This window comes from Chryseobacterium sp., from assembly GCF_045629545.1.
Taxonomy (GTDB): domain Bacteria; phylum Bacteroidota; class Bacteroidia; order Flavobacteriales; family Weeksellaceae; genus Chryseobacterium.
Window position 1 is genome coordinate 65,504 of the sequence record NZ_JAZQRK010000012.1, and the last position, 20,897, is coordinate 86,400.

Annotated in this window: 20 protein-coding genes; 14 read left to right on the top strand and 6 right to left on the bottom strand. The window is 31.4% G+C overall.

Going from position 1 to position 20,897, the window contains the following annotated elements:
- Positions 1-173: 173 nt before the first annotated feature.
- Genes ACKI42_RS02900 through ACKI42_RS02915 form a run of 4 tightly spaced genes read right to left on the bottom strand, consistent with a single transcriptional unit; the run spans position 174 to position 2,964 of the window.
- Entirely contained in the window at positions 174-362 is a 189-nt protein-coding gene (locus ACKI42_RS02900) for a helix-turn-helix domain-containing protein (RefSeq protein ID WP_407402271.1), read from the bottom strand.
- Positions 363-364: 2 nt separating this feature from the next.
- Complete coding sequence (locus ACKI42_RS02905) at positions 365-2,035, bottom strand: DNA cytosine methyltransferase (protein WP_407402273.1); 1,671 nt, start codon at positions 2,033-2,035, stop codon at positions 365-367.
- Between the two features lie 54 nt (positions 2,036-2,089).
- Entirely contained in the window at positions 2,090-2,629 is a 540-nt protein-coding gene (locus tag ACKI42_RS02910) for a LuxR family transcriptional regulator (protein ID WP_407402274.1), read from the bottom strand.
- A gap of 35 nt (positions 2,630-2,664) precedes the next feature.
- The gene (locus ACKI42_RS02915; RefSeq protein ID WP_407402276.1) at positions 2,665-2,964 is read right to left on the bottom strand and encodes a hypothetical protein; all 300 of its coding nucleotides are present in this window, start codon (positions 2,962-2,964) and stop codon (positions 2,665-2,667) included.
- A 93-nt stretch (positions 2,965-3,057) separates the two neighbouring features.
- Here ACKI42_RS02915 and ACKI42_RS02920 point away from each other — a divergent pair, with 93 nt between their 5' ends.
- The 8 genes from ACKI42_RS02920 (at position 3,058) to ACKI42_RS02955 (ending at position 11,283) form a co-directional block, all read left to right on the top strand.
- Positions 3,058-3,357: a helix-turn-helix domain-containing protein gene (locus tag ACKI42_RS02920; RefSeq protein ID WP_407402278.1), complete on the top strand. Its 300-nt coding sequence runs from the start codon at positions 3,058-3,060 to the stop codon at positions 3,355-3,357.
- Positions 3,358-4,817: 1,460 nt separating this feature from the next.
- Positions 4,818-5,726, top strand: coding sequence for a hypothetical protein (locus tag ACKI42_RS02925; RefSeq protein WP_407402280.1), 909 nt, complete (start codon positions 4,818-4,820; stop codon positions 5,724-5,726).
- A 28-nt stretch (positions 5,727-5,754) separates the two neighbouring features.
- Positions 5,755-6,681 carry a M12 family metallopeptidase gene (locus ACKI42_RS02930; protein ID WP_407402282.1) on the top strand — a complete coding sequence of 309 codons (927 nt, stop codon included), beginning with the start codon at positions 5,755-5,757 and terminating at the stop codon, positions 6,679-6,681.
- A 738-nt stretch (positions 6,682-7,419) separates the two neighbouring features.
- Positions 7,420-8,196: a helix-turn-helix domain-containing protein gene (locus tag ACKI42_RS02935; protein WP_407402284.1), complete on the top strand. Its 777-nt coding sequence runs from the start codon at positions 7,420-7,422 to the stop codon at positions 8,194-8,196.
- A 70-nt stretch (positions 8,197-8,266) separates the two neighbouring features.
- Positions 8,267-8,893: an NAD(P)-dependent oxidoreductase gene (locus ACKI42_RS02940; RefSeq protein ID WP_407402286.1), complete on the top strand. Its 627-nt coding sequence runs from the start codon at positions 8,267-8,269 to the stop codon at positions 8,891-8,893.
- The gene (locus ACKI42_RS02945) at positions 8,856-9,383 is read left to right on the top strand and encodes a DUF1772 domain-containing protein (RefSeq protein WP_407402288.1); all 528 of its coding nucleotides are present in this window, start codon (positions 8,856-8,858) and stop codon (positions 9,381-9,383) included. Before ACKI42_RS02940 ends, ACKI42_RS02945 begins: the two co-directional genes overlap by 38 nt.
- A 197-nt stretch (positions 9,384-9,580) precedes the next feature.
- Positions 9,581-10,384: a hypothetical protein gene (locus ACKI42_RS02950; protein ID WP_407402290.1), complete on the top strand. Its 804-nt coding sequence runs from the start codon at positions 9,581-9,583 to the stop codon at positions 10,382-10,384.
- A 164-nt stretch (positions 10,385-10,548) separates the two neighbouring features.
- A complete protein-coding gene (locus ACKI42_RS02955) occupies positions 10,549-11,283 on the top strand; it encodes a carbon-nitrogen hydrolase family protein (protein ID WP_407402292.1) in 735 nt (244 codons plus the stop codon).
- An 803-nt stretch (positions 11,284-12,086) separates the two neighbouring features.
- Here ACKI42_RS02955 and clpP read toward each other — a convergent pair.
- Positions 12,087-12,773 (bottom strand): ATP-dependent Clp endopeptidase proteolytic subunit ClpP, encoded by a 687-nt coding sequence (clpP, locus tag ACKI42_RS02960; protein WP_407402294.1) that lies wholly within the window; start codon positions 12,771-12,773, stop codon positions 12,087-12,089.
- A 108-nt stretch (positions 12,774-12,881) separates the two neighbouring features.
- The gene (gene dnaG, locus ACKI42_RS02965; protein WP_407402296.1) at positions 12,882-14,855 is read right to left on the bottom strand and encodes a DNA primase; all 1,974 of its coding nucleotides are present in this window, start codon (positions 14,853-14,855) and stop codon (positions 12,882-12,884) included.
- A gap of 78 nt (positions 14,856-14,933) precedes the next feature.
- On the opposite strand from dnaG, the gene tsaE reads away from it, so the two are divergent.
- The 6 genes from tsaE (at position 14,934) to ACKI42_RS02995 (ending at position 20,812) form a co-directional block, all read left to right on the top strand.
- Positions 14,934-15,341, top strand: a complete 408-nt coding sequence (tsaE, locus tag ACKI42_RS02970) for a tRNA (adenosine(37)-N6)-threonylcarbamoyltransferase complex ATPase subunit type 1 TsaE (protein ID WP_407402298.1) — start codon at positions 14,934-14,936, stop codon at positions 15,339-15,341.
- Positions 15,342-15,401: 60 nt separating this feature from the next.
- Positions 15,402-16,595: an alanine dehydrogenase gene (locus ACKI42_RS02975; protein WP_407402300.1), complete on the top strand. Its 1,194-nt coding sequence runs from the start codon at positions 15,402-15,404 to the stop codon at positions 16,593-16,595.
- The gene (locus ACKI42_RS02980) at positions 16,595-16,966 is read left to right on the top strand and encodes a hypothetical protein (RefSeq protein WP_407402302.1); all 372 of its coding nucleotides are present in this window, start codon (positions 16,595-16,597) and stop codon (positions 16,964-16,966) included. Before ACKI42_RS02975 ends, ACKI42_RS02980 begins: the two co-directional genes overlap by 1 nt.
- A gap of 5 nt (positions 16,967-16,971) precedes the next feature.
- Positions 16,972-17,745 carry a sensor histidine kinase gene (locus tag ACKI42_RS02985; RefSeq protein ID WP_407402304.1) on the top strand — a complete coding sequence of 258 codons (774 nt, stop codon included), beginning with the start codon at positions 16,972-16,974 and terminating at the stop codon, positions 17,743-17,745.
- Positions 17,711-18,433 carry a LytR/AlgR family response regulator transcription factor gene (locus ACKI42_RS02990; protein WP_407402306.1) on the top strand — a complete coding sequence of 241 codons (723 nt, stop codon included), beginning with the start codon at positions 17,711-17,713 and terminating at the stop codon, positions 18,431-18,433. Before ACKI42_RS02985 ends, ACKI42_RS02990 begins: the two co-directional genes overlap by 35 nt.
- 102 nt (positions 18,434-18,535) lie before the next feature.
- Positions 18,536-20,812 carry a cation:proton antiporter gene (locus ACKI42_RS02995; RefSeq protein WP_407402308.1) on the top strand — a complete coding sequence of 759 codons (2,277 nt, stop codon included), beginning with the start codon at positions 18,536-18,538 and terminating at the stop codon, positions 20,810-20,812.
- Positions 20,813-20,897 lie beyond the last annotated feature (85 nt).

The following is a 20,897-nucleotide window of genomic DNA, read 5'->3' on the forward strand; positions in this document are numbered from 1 at the left end:
AACTCATTAATTAATATTTTTACCTCAGAAATGTTTAAAAGATTAAAATCATTTGTATAAATTATCTGAGTTCTTTTTTCTAATGTCTCGCAATTCAGTTTTTTTCTCAACCTATATACGGCATTATATTTTCGCCTTAATTTATCTGGACTTAACTTTATATTCATTTGTAATCATTTATAAAGTTTTGCTATCTCAGATTTAAACTCTTTCCGAATTTTCACCTGGTTATTAGGTGTCGGTTTTGTGATTCCTGTCATCCACTTAGTGACAGAACTAACACTTACTTTAATTTTGTCAGCAAATTCTTTTTTTGTTTTCCCGGAAGCTTTAAGTATCAGATTTAAAATTTCTTTACTCATTATTAAATTGCTTTTTTAAGATTATTTAATTTAATTGAAGTAGCCTCACACATCGCCTTTGCCGTCCTAACTTCCACTGAATTTCCAATGAATTTTTTTTGATCTGCTTGATTTCCTATTAAAACATAATAAACAGGAAACCCCTGAATTTTGAGCAGTTCCTTTACAAATAGCATTCTCATTTTTATATCTACTATTCCGTATACTGCCATAAACTTTTTAATAATAACTGTCATTTCAGAATCAGTGTCATAAATTTCAATCCCAATTTCACCACTTTCAACTTGGATTAAATACGGTGGCATTTTATCCATCCTAGCGATAAGTGTAAAACAAGGTTTGTCTACGTCGCTACCTTTACAGCTGTATTGAGGATTCAACAAGAACTCCGTATTTACCAATGCGAATTTTGGATTTGTAGTTAATGTGCCAGCAGAACTGTTTACACTTGAAGGTTTACTTTTGCCGTATTGTTGATCAATAAAAACACACTCAACCTTTGCCACTCGGTCTTTTGTTGTTATCACTGGTGATGGCGATTCAACAGATGAAACATTGTCTCCATTGCCATAATAAGAAGAAAGAAAAACAGGAGATACTAAAGCATGATAATCTACTGTTGATATTGCTCTACAAGGTTGGTTAATTAAAATGTTTTTTGATTCCGGATGTCCTGAAAAATATTTCGATATAAATTCTACTGAAGCGAGTCCCAATCTATTTTGTACAGCTACCGTAGGACACGGTTCATTTACACCTGGAGGAATATGTACGCCCTTTCGACTCATGGAATTAAATTTAACAATCCACTCATAGTCACCATTTGCTACAAACTTTACTAAACCTGCGTATAGTCTTTTAAGAGTATTTTCAGCACGGGGTTTTCCTTCAAATATTGATTTGCCTTTTGACGAAAAATCCAGACATTCCTTAACGGGTTTGTATTTTATCAATCTTTCACCCGTCTTTTCATGTGTTGGTTCTGGCCAAACGATAGGAAAGTTCTCTTTTCCAAATTGAATAAACAATCTTTTGCGAATCGTGTAAGCTCCAAAATCAGCAGCATTTAAAATTCTATGTTCATAATTATAGCCTAAGTCCTTTACTGAACTTATCCATCTATGATAATCCGTCCCCTTAAAATCAGGATCCGGAATCATCACCTCTTTGCCTTTTTTATCAAATACAAATTCACCGTCTTTAATTTTCTGAATAAGTGGACCCCAGTGCAAAAACTCCTTAACATTTTCTATTTGAATGCAATCTGGATTGATGGATGTAATATATCTATTAAGGTGCTCAGCTAAAGTCCTAGAGTCTGCATCTCGTGACATCCCCCCTTTTGCATTAGAATGATTAGTACATTCTAATGAAGCCCATAAGACAAGATTTGCAAAAGGATATTTAATTCTCATTTGCTTTACATGCGAAATCAATTCTGTTAAGTCCAAAGTTCGTATATCTTCAGTAAAATGTAAAGTATCCGGGTGATTGGCGGCGTGTGATAAAATTGCATTTTCATCATGGTTTACGCATGCTATAACTTTTGCGCATTTCTTATCATCAACCATTGCCAATTCTACTCCGGTAGAAGTACCACCCGCTCCGCAAAAAAGGTCAACATATATTAATTTGATGAATATATTTATTGCAGTTATGTATTCTTTTTTCATAATTAGATTTTAGGTAAAAAGCCCCGCCGTAACGGGGCGATTAAAAAGAAAAATTTACAGGAGCCCTTCCAAGAAAAGGAATTTAGCTAGCTGTTGTTTGGTTAGAAAAGGTTTATTAATTATAGATTTCACCTTAGAGTAGATTGAAGTTTTCATGACGAAAAAAGTACCTGTTGCATATCCCATACTTGAAGCGATAGTAGTATTCTTTTCTTCACCAGCTAGCTGTATCATAATATCAACTTCAACAGTTGTCATTTGAACATTAAATCTAGATAGCGGTTTACAAACTATGTTTTCTCCTACGCAATGTCCTCGTTTCGGGCAAATAGAATAGTCATTTGAGGATTCATTATTAGAAAAGTCAGCATTGAAATTTAATGCTCCGAACCTACATTTAGCTAAGGTTTTCAATTGCTCTCTTGGGTCATCAGGAAACCAACTTCTTAATATTATTTGCAAATCTTCCTCACGTTGGATTATTGCAGATAACTCAGGATGAGATTCTATTTCATCAAAATTTAACACTTGTCCTGCAGTGATTAACATCACGTCGGAATCGTTTGTGAAATATTCCTTGGAGGTGTCGAGCATCCCTGGAAAAGGTCTTGTTTTCATAAGTCTATTATTTAAATTGTTTCACTTTTTTGAATAGCGTGGAATTGTGCCACTCGATACATTGCAGTTATGATATGCACATTTAAAATCTTATAGGTTTTAACGCGCCTGATGTATGCTATATCTACCTTCTTGTCTTTGGGTAAAATTTTCAGAACCTGATTTGCATAATATCTAGGCAGATTATTTTTTAAAAATTCAAAAGTCACATCTAAATCCATGAACACAGATGATGGAACGTAAATCTTTTTTACATCCTTAATATTCGTTTGAATATCGCCGTCTATTGTTTTATTTTTTATCTTTGTCATCGTAACACTTGTGTAACGTTTCACAAACCTACAACAAAGTGTTGTTATGCACAACAAATTGTTGTGATAATTTTAGCACAAATACATAACTCAATGAAAATCAGCGAGAAAATTAAAGAGTTTTTTGAAGAAAAAGGCTGGTCTCACACCGAAATCGGTGCAAAATATGGCGTAAGTCAACAAACAATTACCAATTATTTGAACGAAAAAAGAGCAATTCCACTAGATTTCTTAGTTTGGATGAAAGAGGTATTTCCAGATGTGGATATAAATTCTATTATATCAAAACAAGAAAACCACATAGTTTCTGAAAGCAAAGCAATGTATAAACGCAAAGAGTCGCGTGAAGAAATACTTAAAGAATTCGGAAAAATTCTAGATAACTACCTTTAAATAGGTTGAAATATAATGATTAACGACACGATAACGACACGAGCGTTTTTCAATAAACTGAATATTAACAACTTGTCTCTTCATGGTGATAATGGTACTGGGTACAAACTCCGCAAACATACATCTATATTATGTTTGCGGTTTTTTTTTATCTCACCTCTGCTTTTTAATTTTAAAAAATGTATAAAGACTTGTAAAATGAAAAAGCATCACTCACCACTAAAAGCAATCCCAGCAACCTGGGTGAAAAAAGCATAAAATCCAATCTTAAAAAGACTTGGGAGTACTACTATAAGTTTTATAGCCCTACGCATCCATTAGGTTTTACAGTGCGATTTAAAGGAAATAATAGATGACAGACAATAGAGGACTAAATTCCTTATTGAAAATGAACTAAGAAATCTCAGCATTGGTTATAATTCTATAACAAAAGAATATGATAATGTAGATAACCAAGTTCTTGAAAAAAATCCGATTATTTTAGCCCTTGGAAATAGCATTGGAAAAAATAGATTTGCCGAAAGTACTAGAATAACAATGAAGGATATAATAAGCCTTATCAATGAGGCATCAAAAAATAATGGTACTTCAGCACGTAACATTACGAGCGTTATAATAGAGTAAAAGTTAATTTATGAATTTTGTATAATTATTTTGTAGACTTATATATATTAGAACATAATTATATTCGTTATATCAAAATATCACTTTATACTCCTAAGATTAGATTAATATTCAGAGATTCGAATAAAGAGAAAATTAAATTTTAAAATAATAAAATTCTCCTTTTGCATGGGAATTAAGTGTTTTAGATGTAATCTATTACTTGATTTGCACAATTCTTCAATTATAGAAACACTCCATATCCTCAGCAAGCAACCATATATATACATCATCTTCCAATTTGATTACAAATAATTTATAAAAGCTTTTAATATCAATTTGTCTAGGTAATTATCCAAACATAGATTTAAAAAGATAAAAGATCTGAAATTTATAGACTCGATAGATAATTTATACTTTCTTATTTTAAAACTTTAATTTTTATTTTTTTAAAATTTTATAGCCATTAAAAATTCGCTCTTTAAGAATTTACTTTATTTCCAATTATCTATTTAGTATCAATTTGGCTCAATCTGTTATTTGGAGACTAAAATTTCTCCAATCACAATTTCATTACTTATTTTTCAGTTTATCCAATTTTTATTATAATATGATTACCAACCATCTGTATATCAAATAGATGCAGCTTTGTAAAATGAGCTTATAAATTTTTGAATTTATAAATCTAAAATACATTCATACAAAAATCATGCGTTAAAAAGAAAGATATTTCAAATTATTTATAATATTACTCCATAGTAAGACTAGATACATTTATCAATTCTAATCTCTCCTTATTTTATCCAATTATTTCCAATTATACGATAAATTTTTCTTTTATATAAAAACTAAAGAATATGATTAAAAAAATATTAACCCTAATCATTATTGGGGTATTTTTTGGCTCAAAAGCGCAGATAATCACTACAAAAGGCGTGTCTATTGAAGCATTATCTGGATATAGTAAAGACAATCTTAGCTTTTCTATTGCAGGTAATGAAAAAGGGACCAACCCTAATATTTATTCAGAACTAAAATGGGAAAAAATACAATATACCAATAATGGTATTGCAATAAACTACAATACAAATAGATGGGAAGCTCAGTTGGGATATTTATATTCTGATGCATTTAAAGGAGATGTTAATGACAAAGACTATAGTGAAGATAATAGGCAAGGAATTTTTTCAGATTTATTGATGAGTAGTCATAAAGGATACAAACACAATCCCAAGCTCAAGGTGGGTTATAAATTTATTAATAGGAAAAATACAAGTTTCTCGGCTGGTGTTTACTCAGATTTTCTTAATCAAAAACTGACACTACTCAACCATACTTATCCAGATGATAATCCCGAATACGATTACCAAGAAGACTTAGATTCATACTACAAGACAAAATGGCTTTCTGTAGGAGGATATTTAAATATACAGCACAATATTATTCAAACTCTAAATGTTGGCCTATCTACACAATGGGGATATACATCATATGATTCTTACGCCAATTGGAACCTAAGACCTTTTCGTCATCCTAAAAGTTTTACACATACAGGAAAAGGATACAATCACACAACTAGACTTGCTATAACAAAGTTGATTAACGACAAAATTGCCATTTCTGGACAAGGCGCTTATTCTAACGCTCTTATAAAAAATGGTATAGACCTATTATACAGGGAAGACAATACCAGTGTTCCAACCAAACTAAACGAAGTAAAATGGAATTCTTGGCAATTCCTAATAGGTATAAAATATATTTTCTGAGACACCTAATCATTAAAAAATCATTATTATGAACAAACAAAAACTTAACATCGTAAGATCTTCGGCAATGGCAAGTATCATTGCATTAAGCATTATGACGTCTTGTCAAAAAGAAGATTCAATAGAAGCTGAAACTATAGATGCAGCTAAAAACCACATTATCTCGAAAACAAACGACGGTGAGACATTGCATACATTTAAGCTTCCCGGAGGTAAAATTGCTAATATTCTTGAAGATAAAGAGGCGCGATATTTAGAAGATGACATCATTGTATCTAAAGCAGACTTTAATGCTGTAAAGATTGGAGCGCAGAATCAAACAGAGCCCCGTCTCACCAGAAAAGGAGGATATACTAGACTATGGCCAGGAGGCGTAATTTATTATACAACTGCAACTCTTGCCATACATAATGCTGTACAACAAGCAATAGCTGAGATGGATCCACCAACTGGTATAAAGCATGCAGGAATTAAATTTGTACAAATATCAAATCCCCAGCCAGGTCAAAATTATATTGCGTTTGTCCCAAGTGGCGGATATGGAAGCTTTTCACATATAGGAATGCAAGGAGGTCGACAAGAATTAGCAATTGCTTCGCATTTAAATAAATATATTCTCATACATGAAATACTGCATGCTTTAGGGTTTGCTCACGAGCACACTAGACCAGATAGGGGCAATTACATTAATATTCTATGGAATAATGTAGATGTAAATCAATATGGTCAAGATATATTGTCAAATTGGTATATTCATCCAAACAATATAGGTAAAGGAGAATTCGACTACAATTCTGTAATGCTTTACGGATCGTATGACTTTGCTAAACCATATACTGTAACAATGACTAGAAAGGACAACGGTCAACCATTAGTTAATAACTGGGATCATTGGAGTGTTTATGACAGAAAATATTTAAGAGAATATTATCCGAAATATCCAAACCAACCCTAATTAAAATCATCTCAGAAAATAGGAATAAGTTTTAGAAATAAAGCTTATTTTTTTGTACTTAGTACAAAATAAAATTACTTTAATGAAAGTACTAAATATAGTTATAGAATTAGTTTTTTTATTTACATGTTTTGGCAAATTATATTCACCAATGGGAAAGTAAAATACACCATATTAAATATATACCATTCTTTAATTCTCGAGAAGATTTTTCTATTATAATTATTAATTTCAATAGCGATTATAAAACCCAATAGAGTAAGTATTGAAGAAATTAATTGGATTTGTTCACCTCTTTTTATACATCGTTTAACACATCAAATGGTTAGCATTTATAAAAACCAAATGATGATTTAACTAATTGAATTTTTCTCATTCTTTTTCTTCAAGAAAATTTGCATTTTACTAATTTCCTGTATGGATAATAGAAACATAAGCTTCTGTAAAATTATTAGGAGCAGCTCTATTATACTGTAGGGTAATTTTATCATTTAATGCAAAGTACTCCAATGCCCCTAAAGAATGGCTTACTACTCTTGTAAGTTCATGATGATAAGTAGATTTTGCTAAAAGAAATATGCCGTTTTTTTTGTAAGTTAGCAGTATTGAAAAAGCATTCGCTTAGTTTGGTCGATCCTAGAACTTTCATTTCTTCGAAACCCCGCAATTTGCCAATACTTTTTCCGTTAGCCTTCATATTCTAGAGAATTCAGAAAAGTAATAAATCACAAAATTTGAATGAATTTTTCATCCATTAAACCTCATTCTTCTATTTCACTATTTGTGAAAAATATTTGGGTATTTGAAAATAACAAAGAAAATCAACATACCTCACTCCCATTTTTTGCAGATGGTTATCCAGGATTAATGTTCCAAAAGACAGAAAATGGTTTATACGTGAATCCTCACAACAAAAAAATGCCTGAAATTTTTCTGTACGGACAAACTATAAAACCCATCACCTTGGAGATTGATGGGTCGTATCAAATCATTATTTTTCAATTTTATCCATTTGTTTTGAGGGCTTTTTGGAAAATTATTCCAGAGAGTATTAATGACAGTTGTTATTATTTGGACAACACATTGGAGGTAAATATAGAGGAATTCACAAGACAGCTTTTGGAGACAGATTCTCTTGATAAAAGGATTGAAAAAATAAGTCACTTGTTGTTTCAATATTTTATTCAAAAGAAAAACAGTTTAGATTTGTGCATCAGAAAAGCCATTCAAAACATTATCGATTGTAAAGGGCAAACCTCCATTAAGGAAATTGCAGAAAATTTAGAAATCAACATCCGAACTTTGGAGAGACGATTTCTGAAAGAGACAGGCATTTCTGCCAAACAATTTGCAAAAATTTCTCAGTTTCAAGCAACCTTGCATCAATTGACAACCAAAGATTACATCAAGCTTACCGATGTAGTTTACGAAAACGGATTTTCAGATCAATCTCATTTCATTCGTGTTTTCAAAGCATTTACTGGTAAAACTCCAAAAAATTTCGTGATAAAATAACCAATGTCGTTTTTATTCTATTTTCAAAAGCTTGTTTTCTGAAACTTTGCTGAAACAAAACAAGAATAAAATGAATGTAATCGTATTTGGTGCCAATGGCACTGTAGGAATTGAAATTGTAAAACAAGCTCTTGCTAAAGGGTATCACACAACAGCTTTTGTTCGTAATGCCGACAAATTAAAATTAGCAGAAAATCCTCGTCTAACAATTCATCAAGGCGATGTTTTGCAAGTCGAAAGTGTACGCTATGCCATTAAAAATCAAGATGTGGTTTTTTGTGCTTTGGGTGATGGGAAAGTTGGTAAAATTAGAGCTGCTGGAACCCAAAATATTATTACTGTAATGCAATCAGAAGGTGTTCAACGATTGATTTGTCAATCGACAATTGGAGCTGGAAATAGCTATAAGCACCTGAATTTCGTATGGAAATACATCATGTTTGGTTTTCTACTAAAAAAAGTTTTACCAGATCATAACTTGCAAGAACAATTCATTGAAAAAAGCTCGCTAAATTATACCATCATTCGCCCAAGTGCTTTGACAAACGGGGAAAAAACAAATAATTATAAAGTTGATATTGGAGAAGAGTCAACCAAATTAACCTTAAAAATCAGCCGAAAAGATGTTGCCCATTTTATGTTGAACCAAATCGAAAACAATGAATTTAATAGAAAAGCTGTTAATATTTCCCATTAATTCTATTATGAAAACCATTGATATTTCTTTAATTATCACACTGTTGTTTACAGGGTTGATGGCAGGATTTTTCTTTTCCTACACGTTTTCGGTAAACTTTGGATTACAAAAACTAAAAGACAAAGACTATTTGCTCGCGATGCAAAACATAAACAAAGAAGTCTTGAATCCCGTATTTTTTATCTGTTTTTTTGGAGCTTTATTATTTTGCATAGTGAGTTCACTTTTGTCTATTGACTTTTCATCTCCCAAATTTTATCTGATCCTTTTGGGTGCACTTTTATATATTTTTGGAGTTTTTGTAATTACTGGTTTACAAAATGTACCATTGAATAATCTATTAGAAACTTTTGCTATAGAAAATGCCAATAAAGAAGACTTACAAAAAATGCGAACTATTTTCGAAGCTCCTTGGATTTTTTGGAATAATGTAAGAACACTTTCATCAATTCTAAGTTTTTTATTTTTAATTGCTAGCTCAATTAAATAATAAGTTATCGGTAACTACCATACATATCTTATTCTCGAGCATAAGTGAAAACCAAAATAAATAAATCTCTTTAGAAATAATTCTAAAGAGATTTATTTTTGAAATTAGGGTTTTATGTATTTTAGCAAAAAAATTACAAACAAGTATTGTGGCCGCTTGAATAATAGTCAGACTAAAATAATATCCAAACACCAGAAATGAATTATATAAGTATAAAAAAACAAAATTTCGGAAGAATTAATGATAAAATTTCATTTATTATATCGTTAGGAATATTTCTTTTAGGATTAATGGGTTTTTATATGAATTGGAAAAATGGTTTATGTTCTATTACTGTTATCGCTTGTAGTTACTTTCTTATAAAATATAAAGTTTTAAAAATCCCATTTATCATTTTAATTATTATTTTTCCATTAATTGGGTTTTCATTATATACTCACTTAAATTTTATTGAAATTCTAATTACTACAATATTTTTATCATTGTTTTTCTTCCTAAAATCTTCATACCAAGAAGGTAAAATTAAGGATGAATTTGAAATTTTTTTTATTAATAATAAAGAATTAAAATGTATATCAGTAGAAGACCAGAATTATAAAAATTATGCATTCAATCCCAAATCGTATTTAAAATCTTATCCAATAAAAAATATCAAAGCTTTCTCATTTGAAGAAAAAAATATTAAAATAATTGTTGGAAATAAAATTATTCGTCCAAGAGAACTGAATGACGAAAACATCCAAGAAATACATGATTTCATTAAATACAAATTTCCTTATTTTTTAGAAAATGAAGTAGATTTTAATGATTATCTAAAAATTGAAAATAAGTATTATCTTCATCAATTTCTAATATTCTCACCAGTAATTATTTTTTATTTAGCTATCTGCTTTTTTGCTGATAATGGTAAAGACAAAATGCTAACAAACGTATTTTTAATATTTATGTTTGGATTGCCTTTTATTATTTATAAAATATTAAAAAAAAATAAATTCAACTAAAATCGTACAATTTCACATTGGAAAAAAATATCATAAATACACCTCAATGGGAAGAATTTCAAAGAGGTTTATTTTTGAAATTGGGGTTTTATGGATTTTAGCTTTTATTTTTGATTTTAGAAATTGCTGATTACAAACGTTATTCTAAATTTGAAATTTAATATATGAAGATAAGTGTTGCACAAACAAATCCTATTAAAGGAAATGTGAAAATAAATTTACAAAATCATTTGAAATTAATAGAAAAAGCTATTGATAATAATGTTGAATTAATCATATTTCCTGAATTATCATTAACTGGATATGAACCAGAACTTGCAAAAATAATTAGTGAAAACTTTGATGAATCTAAGCTTGATATTTTTCAAAAAAAAAGTGATGAACATAATATTACAATAGGTATTGGTTTACCGACTATGAAAAATGATAAGATCTTTATCAGTATGATTATTTTCCAACCATGTAAAGAAAAAATTATATATTCAAAACAAAACTTATTTCCTTCTGAAAAAGAATTATTTACTAAAGGTAATAAACAGATTATTGTAAAGTTTGAAAATAACAATATTTTCGCACCAGCAATATGCTATGAAATTTCAGATAAATATCATTCTCAAAATGCTAAAGTAAACAATGCAAGTATTTATATTGCAAGTGTTTTAAATTCAAAATCAGGTATTGATGATGATTTATTAAAATTATCATCAATAGCTAAAGAACATAATATGACTGTAATGATGTCTAATTTTATTGGTGAGTCTGGAGGTTATGATTGCGCCGGGAAATCATCTCTCTGGAATAATGATGGCAGATTAATAGAACAATTGAATGATTACCAAGAGGGAATATTAATCTATGATACAATTAATAAAATAGCAAATAAAGTTTATTGTCCCTAATATATCTAATTGAGATTCAATTAACGTAAAAATAATTTACATTAATGGAAAGGCTATTAAAAGACTTATTATTAAAATTGAGATAATTGCGATAATCTTCGATTTTAATTAACTTCAAAATGTTCAAAAAATAAAAATCTTATAATTATCTAAATTCGTGATACCCTTGAGAACATATCTTTCATTTTTTATCTTCTAATACCAGCATAATATGAGAATTATTTGTTTAATTTTATTCGTACTGACCCCTTTGGTTTTCAATGCACAAAATTTGAAAGGCAAAATTATTGATACTTTGATTTTCAGATTTGATCCTCAAGAATTTGATTTAAAATTAATAAATCTGTCAAGTAAAAAAGTACATTTTCTGAAAGCGAGACAAAACAAAGAATTTGAAGTAAAAAATTTAGAAAAAGGAAATTATACTTTGCAAATTCTAAACGAAGATTATAAACTCAATGTTTTCAAAATTGATTTAAATAAAAATCTAAATCGAATTTTTTATGCGGACAAATACTGTAAATATCGAATAAATAAAAGCAAAATTTGTCCACGATGTAAATCTGACAAAGAGGTAATTCCGATTTTTTATGGGCTTATGCCTGGAAATTTCATGAAGGTGAATAAAGATAAATATTACTTTGCGGGTTGTGAAATTACACCTTGTGACCCAAAATGGTATTGCAAAAGGGACAAAACTCAATTTTAAATAAAATTTTGCTACAGCAATAGTAATTTAAAAATTAACTAAAAAAAATACGCATCAATAGCTTGATACGTATTTTTTTTATCGTTGGGGAAAATTATTTCTTCTCTTTAGATCTTTGTAAAACCTCATCTACCATTCCGAAATCTTTCGCTTCAGTTGAAGTCATCCAATAGTCTCTATCAGAGGCTTTTTCTACCCAATCATAAGATTGTCCAGAATGCTCAGAGATAATATCGTATAATTCTTTTTTCAATTTTAGCATCTCTCTTAGGTTGATTTCCATATCAGAGGCAACACCTTGTGCGCCACCAGAAGGCTGGTGAATCATTACTCTAGAGTGTTTCAGCGCAGAACGCTTCCCTTTTTCACCTGCTACCAAAAGTACAGCACCCATAGAAGCTGCAATCCCAGTACAGATAGTGGCTACATCTGGCTTGATGATTTGCATCGTGTCATAGATTCCCAAACCTGCATATACACTTCCCCCAGGTGAGTTGATGTAGATTTGGATATCTTTAGAAGAATCCGAACTTTCTAAAAATAAAAGCTGAGCCGTAACAATATTTGCCACTTGGTCATCAATTCCTGTACCTAAGAAGATAATTCTATCCATCATCAAACGAGAGAATACATCCATTTGGGCAACATTCATTCTACGCTCCTCCATGATATAAGGCGTAAGATTTGTTGGGCCATACATTCCCATATATTGGTCGGTTACCAAACCGCTATTCCCTAAATGCTTTACAGAGAAATCCCTAAATTCTTTTTTAATGTCCATATTTATATTGGTATTATTTTAATTTTTTACTTTTAACTAAATTACAATTTTTATTCCTAAAAATATATAAGACTTTTTGTCATAGCCTGTATTAGGGCTTTATGTAGATTATTTTCTATGAACATAGATTCCTTTGATGGGAGAATATCCCAGAATTTCAGAAAGTTGCATAGAAGCTTGTTTCAATATAGTGATTTTCTTAATGGCTTCAAAATACTTGCCTTCATCATTCATTAGGTTTTTTAGGTCATCTGTGATTTTCCTGATCATAAAGTCGATATATCTAAATTTATGAATCAAAATATCTCCTTCCACTTGTCCACTTATCTTATCACCATAATTGGGTGGGTAGATATTTCTTGAAGCCCAATTTTCTAGGTCATTTAATGGCATAATGGCGTCTACTACTTTCGTGGTTATCCCTTCATCCATAAAAGTCACAAAGAAATTTCCTTTTCTCAGTTCTTCATTTTGTATACCCTCTTTGATGCTATCAATAATTACTTTATTAATATCCACCTGAAATTCGTAATTTTCTTCTTCAAAATGATTCAGAATTTCTTCTATCACCGTGATGTCGTACTTTTCATTCGAAGGTGTTTCCCTATGCAATACTATATCACCAAAATTCAGCATTAGATTGACCAAATTATTTTCTTGTTTCAAAAGATCAAAAATAACAGGATCTACTACATCTACATCTGGCGGAACAATCTCTAGTTTAGGAGCTTTATTCTCAGCTAGAGGAGCTCTTTGATTTTGGTTTTGAATCAGCTGCTTCTGAATATCCAATTCATTAAAAAGACTCTGCTCCGATAGCCCAAACTTGTTCGAAACTTCTTTCAGATAAACTTCTTTTTTCAAAGAATTTTGCACAAAACCTACTGATTTTACGATATTTCGGATGGCTTCTGCTTTCTTAATAGGATCGTTTCCTGCTTCTTTTAAAAGGATTTCAGCTTTAAAATCAATAAAATCTGTTGCTTGTTCTTCTATGAATTTTTCTACATATTCTTGAGGATGTTTTCTGGCAAAAGAATCGGGATCATCGCCTTCTGGAAAAAGCAAAACTCGAATATTCATGCCTTCCGTTAGCAACATATCAATACTTCTGAAACTCGCTTTTATACCCGCATTATCACCGTCAAACAAAATCGTTACATTCTCCGTAAGTCTTTTTATAAGTTTTATTTGCTCTGTGGTAAGTGAAGTTCCAGAACTCGCCACTACATTTTCTATCCCCGACATATGCAGAGAAATAACGTCCATATAACCTTCTACCAACAAACAAACATTCTTTCTGGAAATCGCTTGTTTACTTTGATGAAGTCCGTACAGAACATTAGATTTATGATAAATCTCGGTCTCCGGCGAGTTGAGATATTTGGCAGTTTTTACATTATTCCTAAGTATTCTAGCTCCAAAACCCAGTACTCTACCCGAAAAACTATGGATAGGAAACATTACTCGCTCTCGGAATCTATCTACTCCCGAAGGGGTATTTTCTGGAAATATTGCAAGACCTGACTTCTCTAAAATCTCCTTGCTGTATCCTTTTTCTAACGCAAACTCTGTAAACGCGTTTTTCTTCTCTAAAGAATATCCTAGCTGAAATTTCTTAATGATATCATCTCTAAGCTGACGTTCTTTGAAATAAGAAAAACCTATAGCCTTCCCTTCTTCATCCCCCCAAAGCAAATTTTGATAGTAATCATTAGCCACTTCATGTATTTTGTACATGATATCGCGTTCGGACTGTGCATTTTTTGCTTCCTCAGAAAACTCCCTAATATCTTCTTCTACATCAATGCCATATTTTTTGGCAGCATGACGCAAAGCCTCTGGATAGGTGAAATTTTCAATTTCCATTAAAAATGAAATGGCAGTCCCTCCTTTTCCGGTGGAGAAGTCTTTCCAGATTTGTTTGCTTGGTGATACTACAAAACTAGGCGACTTTTCTTCATGAAAAGGGCTGAGACCTTTAAAATTGGATCCTGCTCTTTTCAGTTGTACATATTCGCCGATAATCTCTTCTACTCTTATAGTGGAGAAAATCTTATCTATCGTTTGCTTAGAAATCATGCTGTAAAAATAAGGAAAATAGCAATTTCTTGCTACTAATATGTGAGTTATATAGTAATTTTGCAGCAAATTATTTTCATGAATTTCAGCATCACTCGCCTTGAAGATTGGCAACAGGTTGTAGATAAAATACTTCCACAATTGCAGCATCCAATATTATTACTAAAAGGAAATTTGGGAGCAGGAAAAACTACTTTCACCCAATTTTTACTTAAAAACTTGGGAAGTACAGACGAGGTAAACTCCCCCACCTATTCCATTGTGAACGAGTATACTTCTCCAAAAGGAAAAATTTTTCACTTTGATCTTTATCGACTAAAAGACCTTGACGAAGTGTATGATATTGGAATAGAAGAATATATAGACAACGCTTATCTATGCATTATAGAATGGCCAGAAGTGTATGAAGAAGAATTATATGGCATGAAGTTTCATACGATGAATATCATCAATTCTGAGACGGCTAGGGAAATAAGTTTCGAGTAATTATTACGTATCTTTGCCCCTAGAAATTTTATTTTTCTGTAAGCAACAATTGAATTTAGTATGAGTACTACAAATATTTTCACTCCTTTTTCAGAGGAACAATTAATTCCTCAGGAAGAAAAATTAGAGGTGATAAAAAAAGGAAAACAATTTAGCATCGGTATCCCCAAAGAAACCTGTCTTAATGAGAGGCGTACTTGTATTACGCCAGATGCGGTACAAGTTTTGGTACAACATGGCCACGAGATCATTGTAGAAGCGGGCGCAGGAAATGGATCTTTCTTTACAGATTTGCAATACTCAGAATCGGGCGCTAGGATTACCAACAACCCTACTGAAGCCTTTGCACAAGATTTAATCTTAAAAATAAATCCTCCTACTGATGAAGAAATCGAGCTAATGAAGCCCAATTCTTATCTTGTATCAGCATTACAGATTAATCTTAGAGAAAAATGCTATTTTCAGAAATTAGCCGAAAAGAAGATCAACGCCATTGCCTTTGAATTTATTGCAGACGAATACAAACAATTGGCTTTAGTAAGATTAGTAGGAGAAATTGCTGGTACTGTGTCTATCCTTTACGCATCAGAATTATTAGCATTATCTAATGGATTAATGTTAGGAGGAATTACAGGTGTAAGACCAGCTGAGGTAGTAATTATAGGCGCGGGCATTGTAGGAGAATTTGCAACAAAAGCCGCAATTGGTCTAGGCGCTAGTGTAAAAGTTTTTGATAATTCTCTTTCAAAACTAAGAAGACTTCACACTATCGTAGATGGCAGAGTACCAACTTCTATGATAGATCCTAAAGAACTTACAAAATGCTTAAGACGTGCAGATGTCGTAATAGCGGCAATGCCAGGTATAAATATGCAGCCCATTGTTACAGAAGAGATGGTAATGAAGATGAAGAAAGGAAGCGTCATCATAGATATTGCAATAGATAACGGAAAAGCGGTAGAGACCTCTGAACTTACTACAATGGACGATCCTTATATCATCAAACATGGTGTTATCCATTGTGCACTTCCCAACCTTACTTCAAAAATGCCTAGAACTACCACAAAGGCCATTTCCAATTTCTTTTTATCTTACATTTTAGGATATGATGCAGAAGATGGATTCGAGAATATGCTTCTTCGTAATAACGAGATGAAACAAAGTCTTTATATGTACAAAGGCAGACATACCAAAAAGGTAGTTTGCGATCGTTTTGGACTTACCTATCATGATATCAATCTTTTACTTTTCTAATGAAAAAAATTAAATTTTACCTTCTCGGGCTTATTCCTGGGCTTATTATTGTATTTATTGTGCTTAATAAAAAAGGAGCTAGCTGTTCTGGATATCTTCCCAATAGTCGTGTCATTGCAGAAACTTTATCCAAAGATTTTTCTTATTCAGAACAATTCACGGCAGAAATGAATGCGCTAAAAATAGATGAAAAATTCTTGAAGGACAGCATTTTTACCAACGGGAAAATAGATTTTGATAGAAGTAATGCTCAGAAAAAGCCCTGCCCAAGTTATTTGATTTCTTACCCAGAAAAAAATCCAAGATACGAAGTTACTTTTGAGAAATGTGCTGACAATGCAAATCTTAATCAACTTACCAAAATAAAATAAAACAAATGGAAAGCAATTACTACATGATTCATGATTATTTGATTTCCATAGCAGTATTTGCTTTTCTTTTTTTGGTCATAATTATTTTTTTCATTTTAGCACAAAATAAAAAATTAAGGAACAACAATAAGCAAATTACCGATAGTAATAGACTGATTGAGCAAAGACTGAATGAGGTTCAGCTAGAACACATTGGCAACAAACTCAATCCGCATCTCTTCAAGAATATACTAAATTCTGTGCAGTCTCATGCCTATCAAACATATAGTTCTTTGGATAAATTAGCCAACGTATTAGATTATATTTTGTACGAAAGCAATGATAAATTTGTAAGTCCAAAAGAGGAACTCAATTTTGCTTTAAGTTTAATAGAAATCAACAAAATAAAAATAAATCCGCTTTTTGATTTCAGAAGTAAATCTAGAATTGATAAGTCAGATGCTACTTACGATCTCAAAATTTTCGCTCCCTTACTTTGCGTAGATCTTATAGAAAATGCTTTCAAACACACCGACTTTTTGGCACAAGATTCTTTTATAGCAATTAGTTTTGAGTTAGAAAACAGAATTTTTACTTTGAAAGTGAGCAATAAGGCCTCTAAAAAAAATATTCTTGAAAAAGAAAATAGTGGTTTTGGAAGCCAATCATTAGAGCAAAGATTAAAAATGATTTATGGCAATCATTACGAGCTTAAAAGAATTCCTAAAAATGGTATCTTCACCGCAGAATTAAAAATAAATTTGGGTGAGTACTACGATCAAGTGCGTTATTTTAGATGATGAACTTTTAGCCTTAAGCTATCTAAAACTATTGTGTGAACAGATAGATAATATAGCAGTGGTGAAAGTTTTCAATAATCCTTTGGTTTTTGTAAAAGAAATCGATAAGCTTGATTTTGATGTTTGCATCTTGGATATAGAAATGCCAGGAATGACTGGTCTACAAGTGGCAGAATTGTTTTCTAGTTCTAAGAAAATTATATTTACAACTGCCTACAAAGAATATGCTGCAGAAGCTTACGACCTCAATGTAGTAGACTATGTAAGAAAACCCATCAAGATAGAAAGGTTACAGCAGGCATTTGAAAAAATAAAACTTATAAATACTCCTTCTCAAAAACAAGATTATATAGAGCTCAATACCAATTTCGGCAAAACGACTATTATTACAGACCAAATAGTTTATATAAAAACTTCTGAAATAGATAGCCGAGATAAAGAAATCCTCCTTAGAGATAACACCACACTTATCCTAAAAAACATTAGTTTTAAAACACTGATGGATCTTTTGTCACCTCATCGTTGGATACAAGTCAATAAAAAAGAGATTATCGCATTATGTTGTATAAAAGTATTTTCGCATCAAGAAATCATTACTACATTACCCATTAATAAAGATTATTTCAGAAAAATTCAGATTGGTGACGCTTATAGAAGTTCGTTACAAAAGGCATTTGAAAGCTTATAAATAATTTTTGTTACATAATTTCAAACTTTGGTTACATTTGAAGAATCGAAATTTTCTACATCTCTTTTTTCTTAAGAAATTTACAATCAAAATAAAGGAATTATGAACTGGGGGAAATACAAAAATATTATTTTTTATATCGCAACTATTGCGCTTTTTTCTTGTTTAATCTATTGGTTTTTGATACAAGGACAAACTTTAGAAGACAAAAGCAGCATCATTACAAAAACGATTACAGACACTACTTGGGACAATTTTTTAGAATCATTTAAGACCAATCTCCATCATCCTTTAGCAATATTATTGGCTCAGATTGTTACCATTATATTTTCAGCTAGGCTTCTAGGATGGGTTTGTATTAAAATAAAGCAACCCTCTGTAATCGGCGAAATGGTAGCGGGTATTATACTAGGTCCTTCACTTATTGGGATGCATTTTCCAGAATTTTCTACCCTATTATTTCCTAAAGAATCTTTGGGTAATCAGCAATTTTTAAGTCAAATTGGATTGATACTTTTCATGTACATCGTAGGAATGGAACTAGATTTGAGTGTTTTAAGAAAAAAAGCACATGATGCGGTGGTGATAAGTCATGCAAGTATTATTTTTCCTTTTGCACTTGGGATTGGTCTTTCCTATTTTATTTATCAAGAATTTGCTCCTGATGGTGTTCAATTTATATCTTTCGCCCTATTCATCGCAATTGCAATGAGTATTACTGCTTTTCCTGTGCTTGCGCGTATAGTACAAGAAAGAAATCTCCAAAAAACAAAATTGGGCACGATTGTTATTACCTGTGCAGCAGCAGATGATATTACCGCTTGGTGTATTTTGGCAGCAGTAATTGCTATTGTAAAAGCAGGCTCATTCACAAGTTCTATCTACGTCATCATCATGGCAATTGCGTATGTATTTTTAATGATAAAGATAGTACGCCCTTTTCTGAAAAGAATTGGCGATTTGCAATCAGGCAAAAGTTCTATTAGCAAACCAATGGTAGCAATATTTTTCCTTACTCTTATTATTTCTGCTTATGCAACGGAGGTTATTGGTATACATGCTCTATTCGGAGCTTTTATGGCTGGAGCTATTATGCCCGAAAATGCAAAATTCAGAACCTTATTTATAGATAAAGTAGAAGATGTAGCTTTGGTTCTTTTGCTTCCCTTATTCTTTGTATTTACTGGCCTCCGCACGCAAATTGGGCTGCTAAATGAAGGACATCTTTGGGTTACTGCATTATTGATCATTATTATAGCCGTGGTAGGTAAATTTGCAGGAAGTGCTTTAGCTGCGAAGTTTTTGGGGATCAATTGGAAAGATAGCCTTACTATTGGAGCGCTAATGAACACTAGAGGTTTGATGGAACTTATTGTATTGAATATAGGGTATGATCTTGGCGTGTTGAGTCCACAAATATTTGCTATGATGGTCATAATGGCATTGTTCACTACATTTATGACGGGACCTGCGCTAGATCTTATAAATTTTATTTTTAAATCTAAAAAAGATGAAGATAATGGAGAAAACGACTCGAAATACAGATTGCTACTCTCATTTGATAATCCAGAATCTGGTAGTATTTTGCTTAGACTTGCCAATGCATTTACGCATAAAATGAACGGTAATAAGAGCATTACAGCTATGAATATTGCCTCAATAGATGAAGTACATACTTATGAAATTGAAGGATTTGAAAATGATCAATTTAAAAATGTGATAGAAACATCACAAGAACTGCAAGTCGAAGTTGTCACACTTTTCAAAGCTTCCACAGATATAGAAAGCGATCTTACCAATATATCCAACAAAGGGAATTACGATTTACTCCTTATTATGCTAGGAAAATCTATGTATGAAGGCAGTTTGTTGGGAAGATTATTTGGGTTTACAACTAAAATAATTAATCCCGAAAAATTATTAAATACCGTAAAAGGCAAAAGCAATATCTTCAATAACTCTCCATTTGACGATTTTACACTTCAAATATTAGATAAAACAAATATTCCTGTTGGAGTTTTGGTTGAAAAAAACTTTGCTAAGGTAGATAAAATCTTTATTCCTATTTTTTATTTAAATGATTTTTACCTTTTCGAATACGCCAAAAGACTGATCAACAATAACGATTCTCAGATTGTCATTGTAGATGTTGCAGGAAAAATTAAAAACAATATCGAAATCAAAGAACTTATAAGAAGCATACAGCATGTAGCACCCAACCATATTACTTTCCACAATGAGAAAAAAATTGAAAAAGACTTTCTGAATTCTCAAGATCTAATGCTTATAAGTAACAAATCTTGGAGAAACCTTATCGACACTAAAAGTTATTGGCTTGCAGACATACCATCAACCCTGATATTATCCAACCCAGTTTAAATAACTTATTTACAACATACAATTCCTTCATCTTTGAAGGAATTTTTTTTTTAACTTCAGCTTAAAATTTAAAGGATAATTAAAT

Coding starts and splice junctions, on each gene's coding strand:
- clpP (WP_407402294.1), bottom strand. CDS start 12,773: ATGGACATTAAAAAAGAATTTAGGGATTTCTCTGTAAAGCATTTAGGG.
- ACKI42_RS02920 (WP_407402278.1), top strand. CDS start 3,058: ATGAAAATCAGCGAGAAAATTAAAGAGTTTTTTGAAGAAAAAGGCTGG.
- ACKI42_RS02950 (WP_407402290.1), top strand. CDS start 9,581: ATGAATTATATAAGTATAAAAAAACAAAATTTCGGAAGAATTAATGAT.
- ACKI42_RS02940 (WP_407402286.1), top strand. CDS start 8,267: ATGAATGTAATCGTATTTGGTGCCAATGGCACTGTAGGAATTGAAATT.
- ACKI42_RS02915 (WP_407402276.1), bottom strand. CDS start 2,964: ATGACAAAGATAAAAAATAAAACAATAGACGGCGATATTCAAACGAAT.
- dnaG (WP_407402296.1), bottom strand. CDS start 14,855: ATGATTTCTAAGCAAACGATAGATAAGATTTTCTCCACTATAAGAGTA.
- ACKI42_RS02955 (WP_407402292.1), top strand. CDS start 10,549: ATGAAGATAAGTGTTGCACAAACAAATCCTATTAAAGGAAATGTGAAA.
- ACKI42_RS02930 (WP_407402282.1), top strand. CDS start 5,755: ATGAACAAACAAAAACTTAACATCGTAAGATCTTCGGCAATGGCAAGT.
- ACKI42_RS02935 (WP_407402284.1), top strand. CDS start 7,420: ATGAATTTTTCATCCATTAAACCTCATTCTTCTATTTCACTATTTGTG.
- ACKI42_RS02910 (WP_407402274.1), bottom strand. CDS start 2,629: ATGCTCGACACCTCCAAGGAATATTTCACAAACGATTCCGACGTGATG.
- ACKI42_RS02905 (WP_407402273.1), bottom strand. CDS start 2,035: ATGAAAAAAGAATACATAACTGCAATAAATATATTCATCAAATTAATA.
- ACKI42_RS02980 (WP_407402302.1), top strand. CDS start 16,595: ATGAAAAAAATTAAATTTTACCTTCTCGGGCTTATTCCTGGGCTTATT.
- ACKI42_RS02945 (WP_407402288.1), top strand. CDS start 8,856: ATGAATTTAATAGAAAAGCTGTTAATATTTCCCATTAATTCTATTATG.
- ACKI42_RS02995 (WP_407402308.1), top strand. CDS start 18,536: ATGAACTGGGGGAAATACAAAAATATTATTTTTTATATCGCAACTATT.
- ACKI42_RS02985 (WP_407402304.1), top strand. CDS start 16,972: ATGGAAAGCAATTACTACATGATTCATGATTATTTGATTTCCATAGCA.
- tsaE (WP_407402298.1), top strand. CDS start 14,934: ATGAATTTCAGCATCACTCGCCTTGAAGATTGGCAACAGGTTGTAGAT.
- ACKI42_RS02925 (WP_407402280.1), top strand. CDS start 4,818: ATGATTAAAAAAATATTAACCCTAATCATTATTGGGGTATTTTTTGGC.
- ACKI42_RS02900 (WP_407402271.1), bottom strand. CDS start 362: ATGAGTAAAGAAATTTTAAATCTGATACTTAAAGCTTCCGGGAAAACA.
- ACKI42_RS02975 (WP_407402300.1), top strand. CDS start 15,402: ATGAGTACTACAAATATTTTCACTCCTTTTTCAGAGGAACAATTAATT.